Origin of the sequence: Streptomyces sp. NPDC050528, assembly GCF_044457795.1 — a bacterium.
In the GTDB taxonomy this organism is placed as follows: Bacteria; Actinomycetota; Actinomycetes; order Streptomycetales; family Streptomycetaceae; genus Streptomyces.
The window spans coordinates 250217-273723 of sequence record NZ_JBITHH010000005.1; the positions used below are offsets into that span (position 1 = coordinate 250217).

At 70.1% G+C, this 23507-nt stretch carries 22 protein-coding genes; 11 read left to right on the top strand and 11 right to left on the bottom strand.

Translation table 11 applies throughout. The features are described from left to right. Window positions 1-29: 29 nt before the first annotated feature. Both glp and galU read right to left on the bottom strand, forming a co-directional pair. A complete protein-coding gene (gene glp / locus ACIBK4_RS19375) occupies window positions 30-1352 on the bottom strand; it encodes a gephyrin-like molybdotransferase Glp (protein WP_398995973.1) in 1323 nt (440 codons plus the stop codon). Window positions 1353-1357: 5 nt separating this feature from the next. Then, window positions 1358-2284 (bottom strand): UTP--glucose-1-phosphate uridylyltransferase GalU, encoded by a 927-nt coding sequence (gene galU / locus ACIBK4_RS19380; protein WP_398995974.1) that lies wholly within the window; start codon window positions 2282-2284, stop codon window positions 1358-1360. Between the two features lie 132 nt (window positions 2285-2416). Here galU and ACIBK4_RS19385 point away from each other — a divergent pair, with 132 nt between their 5' ends. Beyond that, the gene (locus ACIBK4_RS19385; RefSeq protein ID WP_398995975.1) at window positions 2417-2998 is read left to right on the top strand and encodes a 5-formyltetrahydrofolate cyclo-ligase; all 582 of its coding nucleotides are present in this window, start codon (window positions 2417-2419) and stop codon (window positions 2996-2998) included. A 68-nt stretch (window positions 2999-3066) separates the two neighbouring features. On the opposite strand, the gene ACIBK4_RS19390 is transcribed toward ACIBK4_RS19385, so the two are convergent. Next, window positions 3067-5817, bottom strand: coding sequence for a penicillin acylase family protein (locus tag ACIBK4_RS19390; protein WP_398995976.1), 2751 nt, complete (start codon window positions 5815-5817; stop codon window positions 3067-3069). Window positions 5818-6011: 194 nt separating this feature from the next. Between ACIBK4_RS19390 and ACIBK4_RS19395 the strand changes: the two genes are divergently transcribed. The 6 genes from ACIBK4_RS19395 to mscL all read left to right on the top strand — a co-directional run bounded on the left by ACIBK4_RS19395 (window position 6012) and on the right by mscL (window position 11856). After that, window positions 6012-7592, top strand: a complete 1581-nt coding sequence (locus ACIBK4_RS19395) for a potassium/proton antiporter (RefSeq protein WP_398995977.1) — start codon at window positions 6012-6014, stop codon at window positions 7590-7592. 270 nt (window positions 7593-7862) lie between these two features. Continuing rightward, entirely contained in the window at window positions 7863-9140 is a 1278-nt protein-coding gene (locus tag ACIBK4_RS19400) for an MFS transporter (protein WP_398995978.1), read from the top strand. A gap of 69 nt (window positions 9141-9209) precedes the next feature. Further along, a complete protein-coding gene (locus tag ACIBK4_RS19405) occupies window positions 9210-9530 on the top strand; it encodes an FmdB family zinc ribbon protein (protein ID WP_398995979.1) in 321 nt (106 codons plus the stop codon). Window positions 9531-9629: 99 nt separating this feature from the next. Continuing rightward, a complete protein-coding gene (locus tag ACIBK4_RS19410) occupies window positions 9630-10463 on the top strand; it encodes an S-methyl-5'-thioadenosine phosphorylase (RefSeq protein ID WP_398995980.1) in 834 nt (277 codons plus the stop codon). Between the two features lie 172 nt (window positions 10464-10635). Next, on the top strand, window positions 10636-11220 hold the full coding sequence (locus ACIBK4_RS19415) for a hypothetical protein (protein ID WP_398995981.1): 585 nt from the start codon (window positions 10636-10638) through the stop codon (window positions 11218-11220). 174 nt (window positions 11221-11394) lie between these two features. Further along, window positions 11395-11856 (top strand): large conductance mechanosensitive channel protein MscL, encoded by a 462-nt coding sequence (mscL, locus tag ACIBK4_RS19420; RefSeq protein ID WP_398995982.1) that lies wholly within the window; start codon window positions 11395-11397, stop codon window positions 11854-11856. A 44-nt stretch (window positions 11857-11900) separates the two neighbouring features. Here the strand turns inward: mscL and ACIBK4_RS19425 are convergent, their stop codons facing one another. Then, window positions 11901-12077, bottom strand: a complete 177-nt coding sequence (locus ACIBK4_RS19425; protein ID WP_366496909.1) for a hypothetical protein — start codon at window positions 12075-12077, stop codon at window positions 11901-11903. A gap of 49 nt (window positions 12078-12126) precedes the next feature. Here ACIBK4_RS19425 and ACIBK4_RS19430 point away from each other — a divergent pair, with 49 nt between their 5' ends. From ACIBK4_RS19430 to ACIBK4_RS19445, 4 genes are all read left to right on the top strand, one after another. Further along, window positions 12127-13380, top strand: coding sequence for a low temperature requirement protein A (locus tag ACIBK4_RS19430; protein ID WP_398995983.1), 1254 nt, complete (start codon window positions 12127-12129; stop codon window positions 13378-13380). Window positions 13381-13619: 239 nt separating this feature from the next. After that, window positions 13620-14648 (top strand): P1 family peptidase, encoded by a 1029-nt coding sequence (locus ACIBK4_RS19435; protein WP_398995984.1) that lies wholly within the window; start codon window positions 13620-13622, stop codon window positions 14646-14648. Window positions 14649-14967: 319 nt separating this feature from the next. Then, entirely contained in the window at window positions 14968-16194 is a 1227-nt protein-coding gene (locus tag ACIBK4_RS19440) for an Ig-like domain-containing protein (protein WP_398995985.1), read from the top strand. 157 nt (window positions 16195-16351) lie between these two features. Then, window positions 16352-17107 carry a DUF6227 family protein gene (locus ACIBK4_RS19445; RefSeq protein ID WP_398995986.1) on the top strand — a complete coding sequence of 252 codons (756 nt, stop codon included), beginning with the start codon at window positions 16352-16354 and terminating at the stop codon, window positions 17105-17107. Between the two features lie 37 nt (window positions 17108-17144). Here the strand turns inward: ACIBK4_RS19445 and ACIBK4_RS19450 are convergent, their stop codons facing one another. From ACIBK4_RS19450 to ACIBK4_RS19480, 7 genes are all read right to left on the bottom strand, one after another. Beyond that, the gene (locus ACIBK4_RS19450; protein ID WP_398995987.1) at window positions 17145-17399 is read right to left on the bottom strand and encodes a hypothetical protein; all 255 of its coding nucleotides are present in this window, start codon (window positions 17397-17399) and stop codon (window positions 17145-17147) included. A 126-nt stretch (window positions 17400-17525) separates the two neighbouring features. Further along, on the bottom strand, window positions 17526-19568 hold the full coding sequence (locus tag ACIBK4_RS19455) for a fructose-specific PTS transporter subunit EIIC (protein WP_398995988.1): 2043 nt from the start codon (window positions 19566-19568) through the stop codon (window positions 17526-17528). A gap of 142 nt (window positions 19569-19710) precedes the next feature. After that, entirely contained in the window at window positions 19711-20658 is a 948-nt protein-coding gene (gene pfkB, locus ACIBK4_RS19460; RefSeq protein ID WP_398995989.1) for a 1-phosphofructokinase, read from the bottom strand. Continuing rightward, on the bottom strand, window positions 20655-21416 hold the full coding sequence (locus ACIBK4_RS19465) for a DeoR/GlpR family DNA-binding transcription regulator (protein WP_398995990.1): 762 nt from the start codon (window positions 21414-21416) through the stop codon (window positions 20655-20657). Before ACIBK4_RS19465 ends, pfkB begins: the two co-directional genes overlap by 4 nt. Before the next feature lie 218 nt (window positions 21417-21634). After that, window positions 21635-22120, bottom strand: a complete 486-nt coding sequence (locus ACIBK4_RS19470; protein ID WP_398995991.1) for a hypothetical protein — start codon at window positions 22118-22120, stop codon at window positions 21635-21637. A 59-nt stretch (window positions 22121-22179) separates the two neighbouring features. Next, entirely contained in the window at window positions 22180-22917 is a 738-nt protein-coding gene (locus tag ACIBK4_RS19475) for a Crp/Fnr family transcriptional regulator (protein WP_398995992.1), read from the bottom strand. Window positions 22918-22919: 2 nt separating this feature from the next. After that, window positions 22920-23066: a hypothetical protein gene (locus tag ACIBK4_RS19480; RefSeq protein ID WP_366436757.1), complete on the bottom strand. Its 147-nt coding sequence runs from the start codon at window positions 23064-23066 to the stop codon at window positions 22920-22922. Window positions 23067-23507 lie beyond the last annotated feature (441 nt).

Here is a 23507-nt window from a genome sequence, read left to right on the forward strand (position 1 = left end):
CGCGACACGGTACCGCCAACCAGGAGTACTCAGCCGAGCAGGACCACTTCGACCTCGGTGCCGGGCTCCACGGACTCGACGTCCTCGGGGACGACGATCAGCGCGTCGGCGAGCGCGAGGGCCGCGACCAGGTGCGATCCGGCGCCCCCTACGGGGGTGACCTCGCCATCGGCGTACGTCCCCCGGAGGAATTGCCTGCGCCCCTTCGGGGAGGTCAGCGCCTTGTCCGTGGTGAGGGTGGCCCGGGTCCTCGGACGGTGGACGTCGTCCAGGCCCATCAGGGCGCGGATCGCGGGCCGGACGAACAGCTCGAAGGAGACGTACGACGACACCGGGTTGCCGGGGAGGGCCAGCAGCGGGATGTGGTCGGGGCCGATGGAGCCGAAGCCCTGGGGTTTTCCGGGCTGCATGGCGAGCTTGCGGAAGTCGATCCCGGCGCCCTCCTCGTCCTCGTCGGCCACGGAGGACAGCGCTTCCTTGACGACGTCGTACGCCCCGACGCTCACGCCGCCGGTGGTGACCAGGAGGTCGGCGCGGACGAGCTGGTCGTCGATGGTGGAGCGGAGGGTCTCGGCGTCGTCGGCGACGGCACCGACCCGGTAGGCGATGGCGCCGGCGTCGCGGGCGGCCGCGGTGAGGGCGAAGCTGTTGGAGTCGTAGATCTGGCCGTCGGCCAACTGCTCGTCGGGCTGGACGAGTTCGCTGCCGGTGGACATCACGACCACGCGCGGACGGGGGCGCACGCGGACCGTGCCGCGGCCGATCGCGGCGAGCAGGGCGATCTGCGGGGGGCCGAGGACGGTGCCGGCGTCCAGGGCGCGGTCGCCCGCCTTCACGTCGCTGCCTTTCGCGCGTACGTGCGCGCGTGCCTCGGCCGAGCGGTACACGTGCACGTGCCCGCCGGCACCCTCGGGAGCCTGGCTGCGGGCCCGCATGCCGGTGACCGGACCGCCGCCGAGGCCTCCGTCGGTCCACTCCACGGGGACGACGGCCTCCGCGCCGGGCGGGAGCGGGGCGCCGGTCATGATGCGGGCGGCCTCTCCCGGGCCCACGTGGAGCGGCTCGGCCCGGCCCGCCGCGACGTCGCCGATCACCGTCAGGACGGCCGGGAACTCCTCGCTCGCGCCCGCGACGTCCGTGACCCGCACCGCGTACCCGTCCATCGAGCTGTTGTCGAAGGGCGGGAGCGAGACCGGCACCGTGATGTCCTCGACCAGGACGCAGCCCTGGGCGTCGAGCAGTTGCAGCTCGATGGGTTCCAGGGGGCGGACGGTCGCGAGGATGTCCTCCAGGTGCTCGTCCACCGTCCAGAGGTGGTCGGGCCCTGCGGTGCGGGTCGCGGCGGTGCTCAACGTTGCTACATCTCCTCGGCTACGTAACTGCGAAGCCAGGCCCGGAAGTCCGGTCCCAGGTCTTCACGTTCGCACGCGAGTCTGACAATGGCACGCAGATAGTCGCCCCGGTCGCCGGTGTCATAGCGGCGGCCCTTGAAGACGACACCGTGCACGGGGCCGCCGACCTTCTCCGCGGCGGTAGCCGCTGATGTATACGTGGTGGCCAACTGCTGGAGGGCGTCGGTGAGTTGGATCTCGCCGCCGCGGCCCGGCTCGGTCTTGCGGAGTATGTCGAAGATGTGCGGGTCGAGGACGTAGCGGCCGATGATCGCGTAGTTCGACGGGGCGTCAGCCGCGTCCGGCTTCTCGACCAGGCCGGTCACCTTGACGACGTCGTCGTCCGCGGTGGCCTCCACGGCCGCGCAGCCGTAGAGGTGGATCTGCTCCGGGGCGACCTCCATGAGGGCGACGACGCTGCCGCCGTGCTGCTCCTGGACCTCGACCATGCGCGCGAGCAGGGGGTCACGGGGGTCGATCAGGTCATCCCCGAGGAGGACGGCGAAGGGCTCGTGGCCGACGTGCGGGGCGGCGCACAGGACGGCGTGGCCGAGGCCCTTGGGGTCGCCCTGGCGGACGTAGTGCATGGTCGCGAGGTCGCTGGACTCCTGGACCTTGGCGAGCCGGCTCGCGTCGCCCTTCTTCTGGAGGGCGGATTCGAGCTCGTAGTTGCGGTCGAAGTGGTCCTCAAGGGGGCGCTTGTTGCGCCCGGTGATCATGAGGACGTCGTCGAGCCCAGCCGACGCGGCCTCTTCGACCACGTACTGGATCGCGGGCTTGTCCACGACCGGCAGCATCTCCTTGGGAGTTGCCTTCGTGGCCGGCAGGAACCTGGTGCCGAGACCGGCTGCGGGAATGACAGCCTTGCTGATCCTGGGGTGCGACTGAGTCATGCCCGAACCTTATCCGGTGCCTTTGTGCAGAATCTGTGGCTCCGGTTAAAACGCTCTCATATGAGCACATTAGGAAGGGTACGGGTGGGACCTGTGCGTCACCTAGGACATGAACCTGAGCCTGACAAGCGAATGTTGCGGCGAGAGTTCCTCACGGTGAGGAACAGGTTGACGGCCGATGACGTACGGGAGGCCGCCGCAGCGCTCGCCCATCGCGCCCTGGAACTGCCCGAGTTGGCGCACGCTCGCACGGTGGCGGCGTACGTCTCCGTGGGAAGCGAACCCGGAACGCCCGCACTCCTGGACGCACTCCGCGCGCGGGACATCGACGTCCTGCTCCCGGCGCTCCTCCCGGACAACGACCTGGAGTGGGGCTCCTACGACGGCGAGGGCTCGCTCGCGCTCGTCCAACACGGCGGAAAGATGGCCCTGTTGGAGCCCTCCGGGAAGCGGCTCGGTCCGGACGCCGTGACCGGCGCCGACGTCGTCCTGCTGCCCGGCCTGGCGGTCGACGGGCGCGGGATGCGCCTGGGGCGCGGCGGGGGGTCGTACGACCGCGTGCTGGCGCGGCTGGAGCGGGCGGGCGCGCATCCCGCGCTGGTGGTGCTGCTGTACGACTCCGAGGTCGTCGGGCACGTGCCTGCGGAGGCGCACGACCGGCCGGTGCGGGCGGTGGTGACGCCTTCGGGTGTGCGGCGGTTCGCGGGAACCTGAACGGGAACCGAAATGGCCCTCCACGCACGCGTGGAGGGCCATTTCAGGTTGTTCGGTTGTTCAACGAGTCACGGTTTCAGCACCAGGGTGTCGCTCGTGCTGCCGTCGACCGCCTTGGACGAGAACGACCAGGGCAGCAGTTCACCGTCGACCCACTTGCTGGTCTGGTCGGTGTAGTGCGCGCTGTAGGCGTGTCCGGAGGCGCCGGTGAGGTTGATCCACTTGGACTTGTCGAAGTCGTCGAGGTTGACCACCATGCGCATCGACGGCACCCACACGACTCCGTAGCCGCCGGCCGCGTTCCAGCCGGTCGCGTTGACCGTGGCCTCGCCGCCGCTGAGCTTCCAGGGGCCGCGGTTGAGGACGTACTGGACGATGCCGGGGCCGTCGGTGCCCAGGGTCTGGTTCTTCAGGAACAGGCGGTGCAGCCGGCCCCAGCTCCAGGTGTCGATGTCCTTGCCGAGCTTGGCGGTCAGCTCCCAGCGGGCGTCGATCATGGCGCGCTTGAACAGCTGGTTCATGTTGCTCGCCGACGGGCGGTTGCCCGAGGCGGGGGTCTTCCACCAGTCGTTGTTCGGGTCGTCCATGAGCTTGCGGACGACCTCGAACCAGCGGTCGCCGCCGTCCGGTTGCGCCTCGTCGGCGTCACGCTCGCCGCACTCGCGCACCTTCGTGTTGTCCTCGTCGGCGGGACCGGTGGTGTCGACCGGCGAGACGTACAGGCACTGGCCCTTGACCCGCAGCTCCTTGGGCAGCTTGTTGCCGAAGGCGAGCTTGAGGATGTTGCGCCAGACCGAGTTGAAGTAGGCGGCCGCCGCCGAATCGGCGTCCTGGGTGTAGTCCCAGCCCTCCAGGAGCTTCTGCGCCTCGCGCACGTCCGGGTCGGGCTCGTCGATCTTCAAAAGCTTGGGCACGAGCAGCTTGGCGATCTCGCTGCTGTCGTCGAGCTGCATCTGCCGCATGTCGTCGGTGGAGATCTTGCCGCCGCCGTCGATCTTCGACTGGATCAGATCGGTGATGCGCTGGCTGCGGGTGCCGTAGCCCCAGTCCGTGGTGAGCGTGTACGGGTACTTGTCCTTGTCGATCACGGCCTGGTTGGCGGTGACGATGTAGCCGCGCTTCGGGTCGTACTCGTACGGCAGGGCGGCCTGCGGGATGTAGCCGGTCCAGTCGTACTTGGGGTCCCAGCCGGGCACCGGCAGCGAGCCGTCGCCCTTGCCGCGGATCGGGATCTTGCCGGGCAGAGTGTAGCCGATGTGGTTCTTGGTGTCGGCGTAGACGAGGTTCTGCGAGGGCACGTCGAACTTCGCGGACGCGGAGCGGAACTCGCTCCAGTCCGACGCCTTGTCGATGGCGAAGACGGCGTCCATGGTGGTGCCCGCGTCCTCGGCGGTCCAGCGCAGGGCGATGCCGTAGCCGTCCCCTCTGTCGGGGGCCGCGGTGTCGACGGCGGCCTTCTTGCCGACCTTCACGAGTTCGTCGTTGCGGTCGGACAGCAGCGGTCCGTTGTTGGTCTCCCGGACGACGATCTTCTTGGAGGCGCCGCCGGCGACCTTGATGGTCTCCGTGCGGGTCGTGAAGGGCTTCGTCGTGCCGTCGTAGAGGTAGCCGTCGCCGGAGAGCTTCTCCAGGTAGAGGTCGGTGACGTCGACCCCGGAGTTGGTCATGCCCCAGGCGATGTCCTGGTTGTGGCCGATGACGACGCCGGGCATGCCCGCGAAGGTGTAGCCGCTGACGTCGTACTGGCACTTGCTGGAGACCGCGCGGCAGTGCAGGCCCATCTGGTACCAGACGGACGGCAACGAGGCTTCCAGGTGCGGGTCGTTGGCCAGGAGGGGCTTGCCGGTGATGGTGTTCTTCCCGGCGACGACCCAGGAGTTGGAGCCGATGCCCTGGCCGTTCACGCCGACGGCCGTCGGGAGGTCGTCCAGGACGTTCGAGAGGCCCGCCAGCTGGCTCGTGAGGGCCGATCCGGACGAGGACGACGTCGAGCCCGTCGTGCCGCTCGTGGACGTGCTGGAGGAGCTGTCGCCGCCGTCGAAGGTCTTGGTGTACTCGTCGTACTCGCCCTCGGTGACGATCGGCTGGTTGCGGCTGTACGGATACTCCGGGTACAGGTCCGCGATCTGCTGGGGGCCGAGGCGGCTGGTCATCAGGGCGCGGTCGATCTCGTCCTTCATGTTGCCGCGCAGGTCCCAGGCCATCGCCTTGAGCCACGCGACCGAGTCGACCGGGGTCCACTTCTGGGGCTTGTAGTCGTTCTTGAAGCCGAGGGCCGCGTACTCCAGGGAGATCTCTTTGCCGTCCTTGCCCTGGAGGTAGGCGTTGACTCCCTTGGCGTACGCCTGGAGGTACTTCTTCGTGGAGGCCGACAACGTGGTGTCGTACTCCTTCTGAGCCACCCGGTCCCAGCCCAGGGTGCGCAGGAACTCGTCGTTCTTGACCTGGCTCTTGCCGAACATCTCGGACAGCCGCCCGGCGGTCATGTGCCGGCGCACGTCCATCTCGTAGAACCGGTCCTGCGCCTGGACGTAGCCCTGCGCCATGAACAGGTCCGCGTCGGAGGACGCGTAGATCTGCGGGATGCCGTAGCTGTCACGCTTGACGTCGACGGGCCCGGAGAGGCCGTCGAGCGTGATCGAACCCGTGGTCTGCGGAAGCGAGGCGCGGACCGTGCTGATGGACCAGTACGCGCCGTAGGCGATGCCCCCGATGATGGCCATTACCAGAACAAGCACCAGTAGACGGGCTTTGCGCCCCTTTTTCCTGCCGGACTTGCCGGGCTTATGACCCGATGAGGCGGTGGTGTTGGGGGGCATCGCTGTCCTTGCTGTCCTAACGCGAGCGGCAGGGCGGGCTGTGCTTTTGACTGAGCGCTGGAGCAACCATAGGCGCAGGGTCCCCAGCGACTTGACGCGGAGTCGGGTACCGACGCGGACGGGCGTTCGATCTTGCCTCGCGAAGTGTCAAGAAAGCGTCAAGAGTTAGGTAAGGTAACGAAGTACTTGGATGCATGGCGCCGCAGCCTCGCGTCCCCTGTACATGTGCTGCCGCCCTGCACGCGCGTCAGCCGAGGAAGGGAAGGCCACTGACTGTCCACCACCTCGACCAGCTGCTGCTCGTCTGCTCGCTCGTCCTGCTCGTCGCCGTCGCGGCGGTCCGGATCTCCTCGCGCAGCGGGCTCCCCAGCCTGCTCGTGTACCTGGGCATCGGCGTCGCCATGGGCCAGGACGGCGTCGGCGACATCCACTTCGACAACGCCGAGCTGACCCAGGTCATCGGGTACGCGGCCCTGGTCGTGATCCTGGCCGAGGGCGGCCTCGGCACGAAGTGGAAAGAGGTCGGGCCGGTCCTGTCGTCCGCCGCCACCCTGGCGCTGGCGGGGGTCGCGGTGAGCGTCGGCGTCACGGCTGCGGGCGCGCACTATCTGGTCGGTCTGGACTGGCGGCAGGCGTTCATCATCGGGGCGGTGGTGTCCTCGACGGACGCGGCGGCGGTGTTCTCCGTGCTGCGCCGGATCCCCCTCCCCGCGCGCGTGACGGGCACATTGGAGGCCGAGTCCGGCTTCAACGACGCCCCGGTGGTCATCCTGGTCGTCGCCTTCTCCACGGCCGGCCCGGTCGAGCACTGGTACGTGCTGGTGGGCGAGATAGCCCTGGAGCTGGCCATCGGCGCGGCCATGGGCATCGCGGTGGGCTGGCTCGGCTCCTGGGGGATGCGGCACGTGGCGCTGCCCGCCTCCGGTCTCTACCCGATCGCCGTCATGGCGATCGCCGTCACCGCGTACGCGGCGGGCGCCCTGGCGCACGGCAGCGGCTTCCTGGCGGTCTATCTCGCCTCGATGGTGCTCGGCAACGCCAAGCTGCCCCACTGGCCCGCCACGCGCGGTTTCGCCGAGGGGCTCGGCTGGATCGCGCAGATCGGCATGTTCGTCCTGCTCGGCCTGCTGGTCACCCCGCACGAGCTGGGGGACGACGTCTGGCCCGCGCTCCTCATCGGCCTGGTGCTGACGATGGTGGCCCGCCCGCTCAGCGTGGTGGTGAGCCTCACGCCGTTCCGGGTGCCCTGGCAGGAGCAGACCCTCATGTCCTGGGCCGGGCTGCGCGGCGCCGTGCCCATCATCCTGGCGACGATCCCCATGGTGAACGGCGTCGAGGGCAGCCGCCGCATCTTCAACATCGTCTTCGTCCTGGTCGTCGTCTACACCCTCGTCCAGGGGCCGACGCTGCCCTGGCTGGCCCGCAAGCTCCGGCTCGGCGAAGGCCCGGAGGCAGCCGACCTCGGCATCGAATCGGCACCCCTGGAGCGGCTGCGCGGACATCTGCTGTCCGTCGCGATCCCCGAGGAGTCGAAGATGCACGGCGTCGAGGTCAACGAACTGAGGCTGCCGGCCGGGGCCGCGGTCACCCTCGTCGTACGCGACGGAAAATCGTTTGTTCCGTTGCCCTCGACGGTCCTGCGACGCGGCGACGAACTCCTCGTGGTCGCCACGGACCCCGTCCGGGACGCGGCGGAACAGCGGCTGCGCGCGGTGGGTCACGGCGGCAAGCTGGCGGGGTGGCTGGGCACGGACACCACGGGCGCCGGTCGTTAAGGGCATGTTTCGTACGGTTCACACGTTCACCAATCGCAGGTGAACGCACGCGTGGTGCCCGTTTTCACAGGCACACCGGGCCTGATCACCTGTACGATGAAGGCACATTCTGATCGAATCAACTCTGCCTGAAGCAGTGCTGGCGCGACCGTATGGCGGCCGAATCCCTCTCCGCGTGGGCACCGGTATCTACCGCAGTTCCGCGCAAGAGGACAGTGCTCGGCGCCCTCCGCACGGGGCGCGCCACCAGGTGGCAGAAAGGCACGGGCCGTGGCATCCACGGTCACCTCCCGCCCGGGATCACGTCCTGGATACGGGCAGCTGCTGCGCACGCGCGGCGCCTGGACGTTCCTGCTCCCCGGCTTCGCCGCACGCCAGCCGTTCGCGATGCTCACCATCTCCATCGTGCTGCTCGTACAGCACACCACCGGCTCCTACGGCGCTGCGGGCGCCGCCGCGGCCGTCACCGGCGTCTCCATGGCCCTGTTCGCGCCCTACAGCGGACGGCTGGCCGACCGCCACGGCCAGCGGGCCGTCCTGCTACCCGGCGTCCTGGTGCACACCCTGTCGGGCCTCACGTTCACGGCCCTCGCGCTCGGCCACGCGCCCCTGTGGGCGCTGTTCGTGGCGGCCGTGCCGACCGGCGCCTCGGTGCCGCAGATCGGGCCCATGGTCCGCGCCCGCTGGGGCGTGAAGCTCCAGGACTCGGCGCTGGTGAGCACGGCGGCCGCCTTCGAGTCCGTCACCGACGAACTGACCTTCGTCTTCGGCCCGTTGCTGGCGACCGCCCTGTGCACCGCCGTGAACCCGGCCGCGGGCCTGATCACCGAGGCGGGGCTCACCCTGATCGGCGGTCTGCTGTTCGCCGCCCAGAAGAGCACCCAGCCCACGGTGACCGTCACCGCCGGGCACGCACGCGTGGAGCACGTTTCCGCACTGGGCATCCCCGGGGTGCGCGTACTGATCGTGACCTTCCTGGGCATCGGTTCCGTCTTCGGCGGCATGCAGGTCTCCCTGGCCGCCTTCACCGAGTCGATCGGCGAACCGGGCCTGAACGGCGTCCTCTACGGCACGTTCGCCGCCGGCAACATGATCTCCGGGCTCGTCTGTGGTGCCGTCGCCTGGAAGGTCGCCCCGCAGCGCCGCCTCCTGGTCGGCTACGCGGCGCTCGCGCTGACCGCGTCCGCCCTGTGGACCGCGCACTCGGTGCCGCTCCTGGCCGCCCTCGGTCTCCTGGTCGGCATGTGCATCGCGCCCGCCCTGATCACCGGCTACACGCTGGTCGAGGGGCTCGTCCCGGCCGGCGCCCGCACCGAGGCCTTCACCTGGCTGACCGGCGCGGTCGCCCTCGGCCAGGCGGCCGCCGTCACGGTCGCCGGACAACTGGAGGACCGCCTGTGGGGCGGCGCCGGTTTCCTGGTCCCGATGGTCGGCACGGTGCTCGCCCTGGGGACCCTGGTGGCCCTCCGCTCGCGCCTCGCGACCCGGCCCCGCAGCCGCACCGTGGCACGTGGCGTCGGTCACCGCGTGCCGGTGGCAGTGGACTGATCCCCGGGAATACGTCACTATGGACGCTCGTTAGCACTCATTGAGTGAGAGTGCCAGGAGGAAGACACAGTGCCGACCTACCAGTACCAGTGCACCGAGTGCGGCGAGGGCCTTGAAGCGGTCCAGAAGTTCACCGACGACGCGCTGACCGAGTGCCCCAATTGCGGTGGCCGCCTGAAGAAGGTGTTCTCCGCGGTCGGCATTGTCTTCAAGGGCTCCGGCTTCTACCGGAACGACAGCCGCGGCTCCTCGTCGAGCAGCTCGCCGGCCACCCCGAAGCCGTCGACGTCCTCGGACTCGAAGCCGTCCACCCCTTCGACCTCGTCCTCGGACTCGAAGTCGAAGTCGTCGAGTTCGGGCTCCTCGTCCAGCAACAGCTCCGCCGCGTAGGACTCTTCACCGCGGGACCCTGTCGTCCACGACGACGGGGTCCTCGGCGTTTCCGGAGCCGCCGCCTGTGCCCTTTCGGCGACGGCTAGGGTGCTGGTCATGGCGAACGCAGAGATCGGCGTAATCGGCGGCTCCGGCTTCTACTCGTTCCTCGACGACGTGACCGAGATCCAGGTGGACACCCCCTACGGACCTCCCAGCGACTCCCTCTTCCTCGGTGAGATCGCCGGCCGACGGGTCGCCTTCCTGCCCCGGCACGGACGCGGCCACCATCTGCCGCCGCACCGCATCAACTACCGGGCCAACCTCTGGGCGTTGCGCTCCGTCGGAGTGCGCCAGGTCCTCGGCCCGTGCGCGGTGGGCGGGCTGCGCCCCGAGTACGGGCCGGGCACGCTGCTGGTGCCGGACCAGCTGGTGGACCGCACGAAGTCCCGCACGGGCACGTACTTCGACGGACTCCCGCTGCCCGACGGCTCGGTGCCGAACGTGGTGCACGTGTCGCTGGCCGACCCCTACTGCCCGACCGGCCGGGCGGCCGCGCTGAAGGCGGCGCGCGGGCGGGACTGGGAACCGGTGGACGGCGGCACGCTCGTGGTGATCGAGGGCCCGCGCTTCTCGACCCGCGCCGAGTCCCTCTGGCACCAGGCACAGGGCTGGTCGGTGGTCGGCATGACCGGCCACCCCGAGGCGTCGCTCGCCCGCGAACTGGAGCTCTGCTACGCGTCGTTGACCCTCGTCACCGACCTCGACGCGGGCGCCGAGACCGGCGAGGGCGTCTCCCACGACGAGGTGCTGCGGGTGTTCGCGGCCAACGTGGACCGGCTGCGGGGCGTGTTGTTCGACACGGTGGCAGCGCTGCCGGAGAACGGGACACGGGACTGCCTGTGCGCGAACGCGCTGGGCGGGATGGACCCGGGCTTCGAGCTGCCGTAGCTGCCGCAGCCGCTGCGGCTGGGGATTCGGAGAGGGCTGGGGATACGGAACTCCCCGTTCGGGTGAGGGAGTTGTCCACAACCGACGGGTAACACACGGGCTCCGGCAGACCTCGGCGCCTTGCCGCATCGTGGGGACCGCAAGCCGATCCCTCGTCGCAGGTGGTGTTCCCATGTCCCTCTTCCCTCCCTCCCCTCTCTCTTTCACGACCCCGTCGTCGGGTACGGATTCCTTCCCGCGCCCGCTGGGCACCGACGCCCCGCCCACCTGCGAGGTCCCGCACTTCGCGCCGGTGCGGGTGCGCGGCGGTCGCTGTCGACTGCGCCGGCTGCTACGGCACCGGAGGCGGGCCGTGGCGGTCGGGCTCGCGGTGACCGCGGCCGCGCTGCTGGCGGCGGGCCCGCGGGACACGGCGGAGGCACGGCACAGCGAGCGACCGCGGGGACATCCGGTGGCCGACCCTGTACGGCAGCGCCGGGCGGTGGAGTGGGTGTCGGCGCCGGTGCGGATCGCCGACGCCGGCACGGTCCGGCTGTTGCGGGCCGGTGACCGGGTCGATGTGATCGCGGCCGAGGAGTCGGCGGCGGGCGGTGACGCACGGGTGGTCGCGCGCGGGGCGCGGGTGACGAAAGTGCCCGAGCCGCTCGAAGTGGCGGACGGCGGTGGGGCGTTGGTGGTGCTGTCGGTACCGCGCTCGACGGCGGCGCGACTGGCCGGCGCGAGCGCCACGGCACGGCTGGCGGTGACGGTGTGCTGATCGGCCGGTTGGTCCGTGCGCTGGTCCGTGAGGTGAACCGCGCCTGTCGGCGTCTCGGCGACTTGCTGTCAAGTCCCTCGTTCGAGTTACTGAATTGGACAGGGCGGCCGGGCCTTGACGTAGGTTGCGGAGCTGTTGGTTCCACCCCCTGCACGTGCGAGAAGAGGCTCCGAGTTGAGCGAGAAGAAGAAGGAATCGGGCGTCTGGCAGGGCTTCAAGGCCTTCCTGATGCGCGGGAACGTCGTCGATCTGGCAGTCGCGGTCGTCATCGGCGCCGCCTTCACGAACATCGTCAACTCGGTGGTGAAGGGGATCATCAACCCGCTCGTCGGGGCGATCGGCACACAGAACCTGGACACCTACAGCTCGTGCCTGAGCAGCAGTTGCTCGGGCGACAAGGGCATCCAGCTGATGTGGGGCTCGGTCCTGGGAGCCGCCCTCAGCTTCGTGATCACCGCGGCGGTCGTCTACTTCCTGATGGTCCTGCCGATGTCGAAGTACATGGCCCGGGTCGAGGCCCAGCGCAAGGCCAAGGAGGGCACGCAGGAGGTCATCGAGATCACCGAGCTGGAGGTGCTCAAGGAGATCCGCGACGCGCTCGTCGCCCAGCGCGGCGAGGGACACCGGGAGCCGTAACCGAGGGCTCGGGCAGGGGCGGCGGCTCGACTGCGGCCGACGACTCAGATGTGGTGGGGCGGCTTCTCGTCGAGGAAGCGCTTCAGGTCGGCCGCGCTGTCACCCTCGGGCCGCTCGCCCCACCCACGGTCCGTGTCGTCCGAGGACGGCCGGCTCAACGGGTCGTCGAAGACCAGCGCGGGCTTCGGATCGCGCGGTTCGGGGGCGGGGGCGGTACTCATGCCTCCAGGGTACGGCCCCCGGCGGACGTTATCTGCTGTGCTTGCCCCCATGACGTCCGACACCCACAGCACTCAGCGCGCTCAGCACCCCCGGCGACCCCTGAGCCCCCTGCGCCCGCTCACCGCCCGAGGCCGGGACGAGCCGCACCGGGTCGCCTCACCGCTGGAGCTCTTCTTCGACCTGTGTTTCGTCGTGGCCATCGCACAGGCGGGCGTCCAGCTGGCGCACGCCGTCGCGGAGGGGCATGCGGGCGAGGGCGTCCTGAACTACGCGATGCAATTCTTTTCGATCTGGTGGGCCTGGATGAATTTTTCCTGGTTCGCCTCGGCCTACGACAACGACGACGTGCTGTACCGAGTCGTCACCCTGGTGCAGATCGCCGGCGTCCTGGTCCTCGCCGCCGGGGTCTCGCGGGCCTTCGAGCAGCACGACTACCTGGTCGTCTGGCTCGGCTACGTGATCATGCGGCTGGCGATGGCCACGCAGTGGCTGCGGGCAGCGAAGGACGCGCAGGGCCCGGAGAGAACCATGGCGGTGCGGTACGCGGCCGGCGTGCTGCTGTGCATGGTCGGCTGGAGCGGGCTGGTGGTCGCGCCGGAACCCGCACGGGCATGGGTGTTCCTCGTGATGGTGATCGCGGAGCTGTCCGTTCCCCTCTACGCGGAGAAGGACTTCTCGACGCCCTGGCATCCGCACCACATCTCCGAGCGGTACGGGCTGTTCACGATCATCGTGCTGGGCGAGACGATCGCGGCGGCGACGGTAGCCGTGAAGTCCGGGGTGGACGAACACGACGCGCTGGGCGAGCTGCTGCCCATCGCGGCCGGCGGATTGCTGATCGTGTTCGCGGCCTGGTGGATCTACTTCGTGGTGCCGATCCACGGCCACCTTCGCTCCAGTCGGCAGGCGTTCCTGTGGGGCTACGGCCACTACCTGATCTTCGCCTCGGCGGCCACGATCGGCGCGGGCCTGGAGGTGGCGGTCACCCAGGCGGTGGGCAAGGCACACATCTCCACCCTGACCGCCTCCGCAGCGGTGACCCTGCCGACGGCCCTGTACCTGCTCACCGTATGGGCGCTCCACGCCCGCCACTACAAGGTGGGCCTCACCCAGCAACTGGTCCTCCCGCTGGCCGCGTTGCTGGTGCTCGGCTGCACCTTCCTGGGCCACTGGGCGGTACTGGCGGCGGGATTGGTATCGGCACTGACGGTAGCGACCGGAGTGACCTTGACGGCCCGGACGGCTGCCGCCGAGGAATCCGGGACCGGGACCGAGACCGAGACAACGGCGACGGCGGGCTGACCACGACCGAACCGATCGACCGCACGAGGCAGAACGCCACCGAACCCACCACCGAGGCCCAGCCGACCGACACCGAACCAACCACCATCCCTCAGCCGACCGCTGGCGAAACAGGTGCCGAAGTCCAGCCGACCGGGACGGGAACGGTGGCCCAAGGTGGGCCGAACGAGCCCGGATCACCGGCGCGCACCGGGCCGACAGTCCCCGAATCGGCGGGGTGCTGGGCAAGACTGACTCCCATGACAGTTGACGCGTTGACGGATGTGGCCGGGGTTCGGGTGGGGCATGCGACGCGGTCGGGGGACGGTTGGCTCACCGGCACCACCGTCGTGCTCGCGCCGGAGGGCGGAGCGGTGGCAGCCGTGGATGTACGCGGCGGCGGCCCCGGCACCAAGGAGACGGACGCGCTCGACCCACGCAACCTGGTGCAACGGGTCGACGCGATCGTGCTGACCGGCGGCAGCGCGTACGGGCTGGACGCAGCGTCCGGGGTGATGGCCTGGTTGGAGGAGCAGGGGCGCGGGGTCCGGGTCGGCGTCGATCCGCGGCACGTAGTACCCGTAGTACCCGCGGCCTGTGTCTTCGACCTGGGCCGGGGCGGCGCCTTCCGGGCCAGGCCGGACGCGGCCACCGGCCGGACCGCGGTCGAGGCGGCGGCGATCAGCGGACCCGGGGTGCGGGTGCGCGAAGGGAGCGTGGGCGCCGGTACGGGGGCTGCGGTCGGGCAGTTGAAGGGCGGGGTAGGGACCGCGAGCATCGTGCTGGAGTCGGGGATCACGGTGGCGGCGCTGGTGGTGGCCAACGCGGCCGGGTCGGCGACGGACCCCGAAACGGGCGTGCTGTACGGGGAGTTGTTCCAGGGACGCGTGCAGTACCCCGAACCACACATCCACGAGGCAGCCCGCCTGCGCCTGGCCGAGGCCGCCGCGAAGAACGCCCCTCCCCCACTGAACACAACACTCGCGGTGGTAGCCACGGACGCCCAACTCACCAAGGCGCAGGCGCAGAAGCTGGCCGGCACAGCACACGACGGCATCGCACGCGCCGTACGCCCGGTACACCTGCTGAACGACGGCGACACGGTGTTCGCACTCGCCACCGGAACCCGCCCACTCGACGCCGAGAACCCCCTCGCGCTCAACGCCGTCCTCGCGGCCGGCGCGGAGGTCGTAACCCGAGCGATCGTGCGCGCGGTACGCGCCGCCGAGCCGGTGGACGGCCCCGGCGGGACATGGCCGTCGTACGAGGAGCTGTACGGGAGACGGTAACCAGCCCTCTGGAGGTTGGGATCTTTTCTAACCAGTCAAGCATCGCGACAGTGGTTAGTTTTACCCCCAGCTTCCAGCACCCACCCACCGTTGGCCGCTGAGCCGAGGCGGCGTGCCGGCGAGACGCGAGCGCGCCCCTCCACGCCGGCCCCCAACACCCGCCCCGCGCCCCGCATATGTCCCGGTTCTGTCACCGGACGGCGTCCATGAGGAACGCAGGGAACCCGTACAGCCACGCGCCCCCTCTTTGTCCACGCATCGCAGCGGATCACGCACACGCAACACGCATCTCGTACACCACACGAACCTGGAGCAGCCCGTGACAACGCCGGACATAGCAGCGCGGCGCGTACTGGGGGCCATCGCCGCCCTGGTGGTCGGCACCCTCACCCTCAGCGCGTGCGGCGGCAACGCCAGCGCGGACGCCAACACCGACGGCAAGGCCGGCGGCGGCACGACCGCGAAGACGTCCACCGCGAAGATCACCATCTCCGCCAAGGACGGCGCGACGAACGCGTCCATCAACTCCACCGGCGTACAGGTCAGCGGCGGCACGCTGACCGACGTGAAGATGACGGTCTCCGGTTCGGGGGAGGCCGTGGACGGCGCGATCGCCGCGAACGGCACGAGCTGGAAGCCGAAGGAGCAGTTGGAGCGCGGCACCAAGTACCAGATATCGGCGACCGCGAAGGACTCCAGCGGCAAGACCGCCGCCGCCAACTCCATCTTCACCACGGTCACTTCGAGCAACAGCTTCATCGGGACGTACACCCCGGACAACGGGACGACGGTCGGTGTCGGGATGCCGGTGTCGTTCAACTTCGACAAGGTGATCAGCGACAAGAAGGCCGTGCAGTCGCACATCACGGTCACGTCGAGCAGCGGGCAGCAGGTCGTGGGGCACTGGTTCGGGGCGCAGCGGCTCGACTTCCGGCCGCAGGACTACTGGAAGGCCGGTTCCAAGGTCACGATGAAGATCGACCTGGACGGCGTGCAGGGCGCGAACGGCGTCTACGGCGTGCAGAAGAAGACCGTGAGCTTCACCATCGGCCGCTCCCAGGTCTCCACGGTCGACGTGAACACGCAGACGATGACGGTCGTACGCGACGGCCAGACGCTCAAGTCGCTGCCGATCTCCTCCGGCAGCCCCGAACACACCACGTACAACGGGCAGATGGTGATCTCCGAGAAGTTCACCCAGACCCGGATGAACAGCCAGACGGTCGGTCTGGGCGGGGAGTACGACATCCCGGACGTGCCGCACGCGATGCGCCTGACCTCGTCGGGGACGTTCATCCACGGCAACTACTGGTACAACAAGTCGAATCCGCCCTTCGGCCAGACGGGCACCAGCCACGGCTGTGTCGGGCTCGCGGACGTCCAGGGCGCGCAGGGCGCCACGAACGCCGCCTGGTTCTACGACAACTCGCTCATCGGGGACGTCGTGATCGTGAAGAACTCCCCCGACAAGACGGTGGCCCCGGACAACGGGCTCAACGGCTGGAACATGGCGTGGAGCGAGTGGACCGCCGGAAGTGCCGCCTGACCGGCGGGTTTTGACGGAACTTCGGGCCGCGCGGGAACATCTCGCGCGGCCCGCGCGTTTTCCCGGCACACGTTTTCTCGGTTCACAGGAATGATGTCCGACCGAGGGGCTACGGTATGCACCCACAAGGTGACATGCAGCAACGCCGGGAGAAGCCTTGAGCGTTCCGTACGACACGGCAGCGTACGAACAACCCGAGTCGCCCGAGTCTCCGCAAGAGCATCTCGCGCGACTCCTCGGCCGTGCCCTGAACTCCTTCGAGCTGCCGGACGAGACGATAGGGCGTCTCGACTGCGCGCTGGCGCACGACAGTTCGCTGCACTCGGCGCACCACAGCGCCGGCCTGCACCGGGAGACGTACCGGCACACGTGGCTGCTCGCCGACGGTTCGGCGCTCACTCTGTGGGAGCTCGTCCACAACACCGTGCTGGGCAAGGACACCCAGCACGAGGTGTACGTCGACGAGGAGGAGCTGCGCGTCGCGACCGCGCGGCTGCCGCTGCCGCCGGACACACCGGAGACCCCGGACTTCGACCTGCCGGTGATGGTGCACCTGGCGCCGTTCCCGGAGCCCCGGCACACCTATCTGGCGGACGACTCCGCGGACCACGCGCGCCGTTTATTGCGCCGGGCGGAGAACGCGGACCGGCCGGACGCCGAGACGGCCGCGCTGTTGGAGACGGCGTTCGCGCACCAGATCACGCAGGCCTTCGGCCGCCCGTTCCGAGCGGGCCGCGCCGCGGTGTGCTTCTCGCTCTACGAGCACGCGTTCCTGCTGCAGGACGGCGCGGAGATCTCCCTGTGGGAGGTCGAGCACACGGCGACGCCGGACGGCCGTCACATGTGCGAGGTGTACGTCAGCGAGGACGCGGCCCGGGACGCGATGGAACGCCGGGCCGCGCAGGTTTCTTGACAGCCCCGAGTTCCTCAACAGCCCCGAGCCGAGCCGCTCAACGCCCGTCGCTGAGCTGTCGTACCAGACCCGCGAAAGCGTCCCGCTCCGCCGGGGTCAGTTCGACGGACTCCAGGTGCGGAGGGGTGTCGCGCTGGGGCGGAAGGCCGTGGAGCGGGTGGGCCGCGTGCCAGGCGGTGGGCTCGACGAGGGAGCGGCGCAGGAGGCGCGTCAGGCCGAACACCCAGGCGACGGTCGCCAGGGCGAGAACGGCCACACCGGTCAGCTGGAGGATCGAGACGTGCTCAGGCATGCGTTCCAGTAGACACCACGGTCCGGGACCGTGGTCCCGGACCGTGACGTATCTCGCAGTTGCCGTGAACACCTCACAGCGGCCCAAAAGAGCCCAGACAGAGGCCGGACGGAGGCCGAATCGCGGCTAGACGGCGACCGGCTGCTTCTTGTCCGCCGTAGGAGCGGATATGTCCTCCGGTGCTCCGGGGGCCACACTGCCGGCAGGCGACTTGCGCATGCCCTTCAGTACGACGACCAGGGCCGCGCTGACGCACATGCCGACCGCGATGGCGATCAGGTAGAGGAACGCGTGGCCGATCAGCGGGACCACGAAGATGCCGCCGTGCGGGGCCCGCAGGGTCGCGCCGAACGCCATCGACAGGGAACCGGTGATCGCGCCGCCCACCATCGCGGACGGGATGACCCGCAGCGGGTCGGCCGCCGCGAACGGGATCGCGCCCTCGGAGATGAAGGACGCGCCCAGAACCCAGGCGGCCTTGCCGTTCTCGCGCTCGGTCTCGGTGAAGAGCTTGCCGCGCACGGTCGTCGCCAGGGCCATCGCCAGCGGCGGGACCATGCCGGCCGCCATCACCGCGGCCATGATCTTCATCGCCGAGTCACTGGGGTTCGACACCGCGATACCGGCCGTGGCGAAGGTGTACGCGACCTTGTTGACCGGGCCGCCGAGGTCGAAGCACATCATCAGGCCGAGCAGGGCGCCCAGCAGGATGGCGTTCGAGCCGCTGAGGCCGTTGAGCCAGTCGGTCATGCCCTTCTGGGCGGAGGCGATCGGTTTGCCGATGACCACGAACATCAGGAACCCGACGATCGCCGTGGAGATCAGCGGGATCACCACCACCGGCATGATCCCGCGCACCGCCTTGGGGATCTTCACCTTCTGGATCGCCAGCACCACACCACCGGCGATCAGACCGGCGGCGAGACCGCCGAGGAAGCCCGCGTTGATGGTGGAGGCGATCATGCCGCCGACGAAGCCGGGCACCAGACCCGGCCGGTCCGCCATGCCGTAGGCGATGTAACCCGCCAGGACCGGGACCAGGAAGCCGAAGGCGACGGCGCCGATCTGGAACATCAGCGCGGCCCAGCTGTCGGTCTGCGTCCACACGAAGTGGTCCATGACCGAGGGCGCGGACTTGATCTCGTAGCCGCCGATCGCGAAGCCGAGGGCGATCAGCAGACCGCCCGCCGCGACGAACGGGACCATGTAACTGACGCCGGACATCAGCCACTTGCGGAGCTTGGAGCCGTAGCCCTCGCCCGCCTCGCCGCCGCGTTCGACCGGGGTCGGCGCGGATCCGCCGGTGACCTCGCCGCGCTCCGCCTTGCCGCGGACCTCGGTGATCAGCTCGGCGGGACGGTTGATGCCCGCCTTCACGCCGACGTCGACGGTCGGCTTGCCGGCGAAGCGCTCCTTCTCCCGTACGGGCACGTCGTGGGCGAAGATCACGGCGTCCGCCGCCGCGATCACCGCCGGGTCGAGCCGGGTGAAACCGGCCGAGCCCTGCGGCTCCACGACGAGTTCGACACCGGCGTCCCGGCCCGCGTTCTCCAGCGCCTCGGCCGCCATGTAGGTGTGCGCGATGCCGGTGGGGCAGGAGGTGACGGCGACGATACGGAACGGCTCCGCGTCGGCGTCGGGCGCGGGCGTGGTGCTGTCCGTGGCGGCGTCGGCGGAGGCCGCCGCCGACGTCGCCACGGAGTCTTCGGAGGTGCTCGCCGCCGGGGTCTCGTCCCCGCGGATCAGCGCCGCCGCGCTCTCCGCGTCGCCCACCGCACGCAGCGCGGAGGTGAACTCGGCGTTCATGAGCTGGCGGGCCAGCGCGGAGAGGATCGTCAGGTGGGCGTCGTCGGCACCGGCGGGCGCGGCGATCAGGAAGATCAGGTCCGCGGGGCCGTCGGGGGCGCCGAAGTCGACGCCCTCGGCGCTGCGCCCGAAGGCGAGCGACGGCTCGGTGACGTACTCGCTGCGGCAGTGCGGGATGCCGATGCCGCCGTCCAGGCCGGTCGGCATCTGCGCCTCGCGGGCGGCCACGTCGGCGAGGAAGCCCTCCAGGTCGGTGACCCGGCCCTGGGCGACCATGCGCTCGGCGAGGGCACGTGCCGCCGCCTCTTTGGTATCGGCGGACAGGTCGAGGTCGACCAGGTCCGCGGTGATCATCTCGCTCATCGCGGGCTCCTTCGCACGCGTATCGCCCGGGGACTGCCGTGGGCGGGGGTGGGGACGGGGACGGGGGTACTACGGGACTGCCGGAAGGGGGCGGCCGTTAACAGGGAGCGGGGGTGGGCGGTCGTAGCGACCATGAGCGCGCTCATGTCACCGGCTCCGTCAGGACGCGGTCCACCGGGACGTCCGCCGTGACCGTGACCGCGGCCGGGTCCAGGTCGGCCGGGGTGGGCATCACGCTGCCGGGGAGCTGGACGGCGGCGGCGCCGTGGGCGACCGCCGAGGCCAGGGCCTCCGGGCCGTGGCCGCCGGCGATCAGGAAGCCGGCCAGCGAGGAGTCCCCCGCACCGACATTGCTGCGTACGACGTCGACGCGCGCGCTGCCGAACCAGGCACCGGAGCCGTCCACGAGCAACTGCCCGTCGGCACCGAGACTGGCGAGGACGGCACCCGCGCCCAACTCCCGTAGTTCTTCAGCCGCCTTGACCGCGTCGCCGACGGTGGCGAGGGGGCGGGAGACGGCCTCCGCGAGTTCCTCGGCGTTGGGCTTGACGACGTCGGGGCGTTCGCGCAGGGCCTCGATGAGCGCGGGGCCGGAGGTGTCGAGCGCGATCCGGACGCCGGCTGCGTGTGCGCGGGCGACCAACTCGGCGTACCAGGACGGCGCGAGGCCGCGCGGGAGGCTGCCGCAGCAGGCGATCCAGTCGGCGTCACGGGACTGCTGCCTGACCGTCTCCAGGAGCAACTCCTGTTCGGCGGCGGTCAGTTCGGGCCCGGGGGCGTTGATCTTCGTGAGGACGCCGTCCGCCTCGGCCAGCGCGATGTTCGAGCGGGTGGCCCCGGCGACCGGGACCGGCGCGACCTCGATGCCCTGTGCGTCGAGCAGGTCCGCGACCAGCGCGCCGGGAGCACCGCCCAACGGCAGGACGGCGACCGTACGGCGGCCCGCGGCAGCGACCGCTCGGGAGACGTTGACGCCCTTGCCGCCCGGGTCCATGCGCTCGCCGGTGGCCCGTATGACCTCGCCGCGGTCGAGGGAGGGGACCTCGTAGGTGCGGTCGAGGGAGGGGTTCGGGGTGACGGTGAGGATCATGCGCGCACTACTTCCATGCCGCCGCGCTCCATGGCGGTGGCGTCTTCAGGGCTCAGCCCGGTGTCGGTGATCAGCAGGTCCACGTCGCTCAGGGCGCCGAAGCGGGCGAAGTGCTCCTGGCCGTGCTTGGCGGAGTCGGCGAGCAGCACCACGCGGCGGGCGGCGGTCATCGCCGCGCGCTTGACCGCGGCCTCGGCGAGGTCGGGGGTGGTCAGGCCGTGCCCGGCGGAGAAGCCGTTGGCCGCGACGAACACGACGTCGGCGCGGATCTCGCCGTAGGCCCGCAGCGCCCAGGCGTCCACGGCGGCGCGCGTACGGTGCCGCACGCGCCCCCCGACGAGGTGGAGCTGCATGCCCGGGTGGTCCGCGAGGCGGGCCGCGATGGGCAGCGAGTGCGTGACGACGGTGAGCTCGGCCTCCAGCGGGACGATGCCCGCGAGGCGGGCCACCGTCGTACCGGCGTCGAGGATCACCGTGCCCTGCATGGGCAGCTCGGCGAGGGCCGCCTTGGCGATCCGGTCCTTCTCGTCGGCCGCCGTCGACTCGCGCTCGGCGAGGTCCGGCTCGAAGTCGAGCCGCCCGGCGGGTATGGCACCGCCGTGCACCCGGCGGACGAGTCCCGCACGGTCGAGGGCCTTCAGGTCGCGGCGGATCGTCTCCGCCGTGACCTGGAACTCCTCGGCCAGCGATACGACGTCCACCCGGCCGCCGTCACGGGCCAGCCGGAGGATCTCCTGCTGCCGCTCCGGTGCGTACATGTCCGTTCACCTCCGACCTGTGCCCGAACTTGTGGTTTCGCTCGGAGGCTACGCCCGGATTTCCGGAAAGTAAACAGGTTCGGGCATGGGGTGGACATGAACGGGCAGAGGGGATCTTTTTCGGGGGCACCTTGCGGTGTCTTCGGGGAGCGGCTTGGCGGAGGGGCTTGGTGGAGAGGCCCAGTGGAGGAGCTTGGTGGAGAGGCCTCGGTGTGGGGTCAGTTGTGGCGCAGGTCCTTGATCCGCTGCTCGGCCGCGAGGATGGCGTGCGCCAGCTCGTCGCGGGCGGCCTCCTGGCGCATCGCCTGTTCGAGCCGGGCGCGGTGCTCCGGGAGGCCGACGCGTACGGCCGGGCCCTGCGCGGGCAGCGCGGTGGCGACGTAACCGCGCACGCCCTCGACGACCCTCGTCAGCTCGAACCGGACGCCCGGGGTGTGGTCGGCTATGCCCGCGAGCATCTTGCCGATCGTGGCGATGTCCTTGAAGTCCTCGGCGACACAAGGCTTTTGGGCGAGGCCGCACTGCGCCGCGTAGAGGTCGGCGAGCCACGCGACGGGCTTGTCGTAGTCGGTGTTCGTCTCGTCCTTGCGGCGGATCTTCTTCGTCCAGGCGAAGACCTGCCTTTGGTGCCGGTAGGTCAGCGCGGTGACGAGCGACGCGACGAGGGCGGAACCGGCGGACACCAGAAGGGTGCTGATCATCATGCGGTGATCCGTTCGGGATGAAGCGCGAGCGGGGAGGGTGAACGGTGCGCCGGGCGGGGTCAGGCCGCGGCGGCGAGGTGGCGCAGCGCGTCGACGTCATGGACCAGGAACTTGCGGTACCGGGCCTCGACGATCCCGTGGTAGCGCAGGGTGCGGAGCGCGTTCTCCGTTGTGGATACGGCGAGTTGGAGCGCGGCCGCGATGTCCTTCTGGCCCGGGCCCGTGATGGTGATGGTGGTGGAGCCCGCCCGGGGGTCGGGGGAACCCGCGGTGTCGGCGAGATGCGCCAGGAGGGTGCTGGTGCGCTCCAGGGGCGGCCGGGTGGTCAGGGTGTAGACGAGTTCGTCGCTGCGGTTGCGGTCTTCGAGGCTGCGCAGGAGGGCGGCCTTGATCTTGGGCCGGTTGCTCAGCAGGACGTTGAAGCGGCGCGCGCGGCAGGGGATGACCACGGTCCTGGTCAGGCACCGGGTGCGGACGGCGGAGTCGGGGGTGATGAGCTTGGCCTCGCCGACCAGCTGGCCGCCGCCCCGGAACCGGGTGACGGCGGGGGCGCCGTCCCAGTCGCCGAGCGGGAAGCGGTCCTGCCGCACGACGCCGTCCCAGATCATGTAGACGTTCCGGTCGTCCGGCTCCATCGGCAGGTACTCGTCCTGGCCGAAGCTGCGGCCCCGCAGGTCGTCCTCCAGCAGAAAGCGCCACTCCTCGGCCGACAGGCGCCGCAGGAAGCTGCCCGCCGGCTTGTTCTCGTGGCCCATGAGAAGGTCGGTCGGCCGGTTGGTGTCGGCGGTCGAGGGCACGCTCACTCCCCCGCTCCGGCGGCCGTGACGGCGCGTGAACCGGCGTACACGCCCTGGAACGCGCGGTGGTGACGATGTGTCACGAGCAGGGTGCCGCGGGAGCCGCGGCGCGACAGCGGGAATCCGCCGTCGTCGTTGACGGTGCTCATCCAGTCCAATCCTCTTGGCGGTTACACAGGGGAACCCCGCTGGTCAGCGAGGTTCCGGTGGTGGGTCCGGAACGTTCCGGGAGGTACGGCACCGCCCGGCTGGTGGGGCCCGGCGGGTGGAAGCGGGTGGAAAGAGTGCGCGGGATAGACCGTACCCCTCGCCATGAGCCAAGAGCCAGTCGTGTTTTCGATGGCGCGCGCCGAGAATGTAGATCGTTTCGGGAACCCCTGCCTGTGGGGCTTTATTACAGAAGATCACGGGTAATTCGGAGGGGAAAGAAATTGCCCTTTACCTACGCCCCTATCGCGGCCGCCCGACCATTCGCACCCTCCCCAGGCGTGCGACCGGACCCTTCCCGGGTAGCCGAGATATGACGTCCGCACAAACCGACGGCAAAAACGAGAGGCCCCAGGGCACCACCCCTGAGACCTCCCGAAATG

What these genes read in the sequence shown, in the direction of transcription:
- ACIBK4_RS19410 (WP_398995980.1), top strand. Translation starts at nt 9,630, where the DNA reads ATGGCGAACGCAGAGATCGGCGTAATCGGCGGCTCCGGCTTCTACTCG.
- ACIBK4_RS19470 (WP_398995991.1), bottom strand. Translation starts at nt 22,120, where the DNA reads ATGATGATCAGCACCCTTCTGGTGTCCGCCGGTTCCGCCCTCGTCGCG.
- galU (WP_398995974.1), bottom strand. Translation starts at nt 2,284, where the DNA reads ATGACTCAGTCGCACCCCAGGATCAGCAAGGCTGTCATTCCCGCAGCC.
- ACIBK4_RS19390 (WP_398995976.1), bottom strand. Translation starts at nt 5,817, where the DNA reads ATGCCCCCCAACACCACCGCCTCATCGGGTCATAAGCCCGGCAAGTCC.
- ACIBK4_RS19450 (WP_398995987.1), bottom strand. Translation starts at nt 17,399, where the DNA reads ATGCCTGAGCACGTCTCGATCCTCCAGCTGACCGGTGTGGCCGTTCTC.
- ACIBK4_RS19465 (WP_398995990.1), bottom strand. Translation starts at nt 21,416, where the DNA reads ATGTACGCACCGGAGCGGCAGCAGGAGATCCTCCGGCTGGCCCGTGAC.
- ACIBK4_RS19435 (WP_398995984.1), top strand. Translation starts at nt 13,620, where the DNA reads ATGACAGTTGACGCGTTGACGGATGTGGCCGGGGTTCGGGTGGGGCAT.
- ACIBK4_RS19455 (WP_398995988.1), bottom strand. Translation starts at nt 19,568, where the DNA reads ATGAGCGAGATGATCACCGCGGACCTGGTCGACCTCGACCTGTCCGCC.
- ACIBK4_RS19425 (WP_366496909.1), bottom strand. Translation starts at nt 12,077, where the DNA reads ATGAGTACCGCCCCCGCCCCCGAACCGCGCGATCCGAAGCCCGCGCTG.
- pfkB (WP_398995989.1), bottom strand. Translation starts at nt 20,658, where the DNA reads ATGATCCTCACCGTCACCCCGAACCCCTCCCTCGACCGCACCTACGAG.
- ACIBK4_RS19430 (WP_398995983.1), top strand. Translation starts at nt 12,127, where the DNA reads ATGACGTCCGACACCCACAGCACTCAGCGCGCTCAGCACCCCCGGCGA.
- ACIBK4_RS19385 (WP_398995975.1), top strand. Translation starts at nt 2,417, where the DNA reads ATGTTGCGGCGAGAGTTCCTCACGGTGAGGAACAGGTTGACGGCCGAT.
- ACIBK4_RS19480 (WP_366436757.1), bottom strand. Translation starts at nt 23,066, where the DNA reads ATGAGCACCGTCAACGACGACGGCGGATTCCCGCTGTCGCGCCGCGGC.
- ACIBK4_RS19415 (WP_398995981.1), top strand. Translation starts at nt 10,636, where the DNA reads ATGTCCCTCTTCCCTCCCTCCCCTCTCTCTTTCACGACCCCGTCGTCG.
- ACIBK4_RS19395 (WP_398995977.1), top strand. Translation starts at nt 6,012, where the DNA reads ATGGCGCCGCAGCCTCGCGTCCCCTGTACATGTGCTGCCGCCCTGCAC.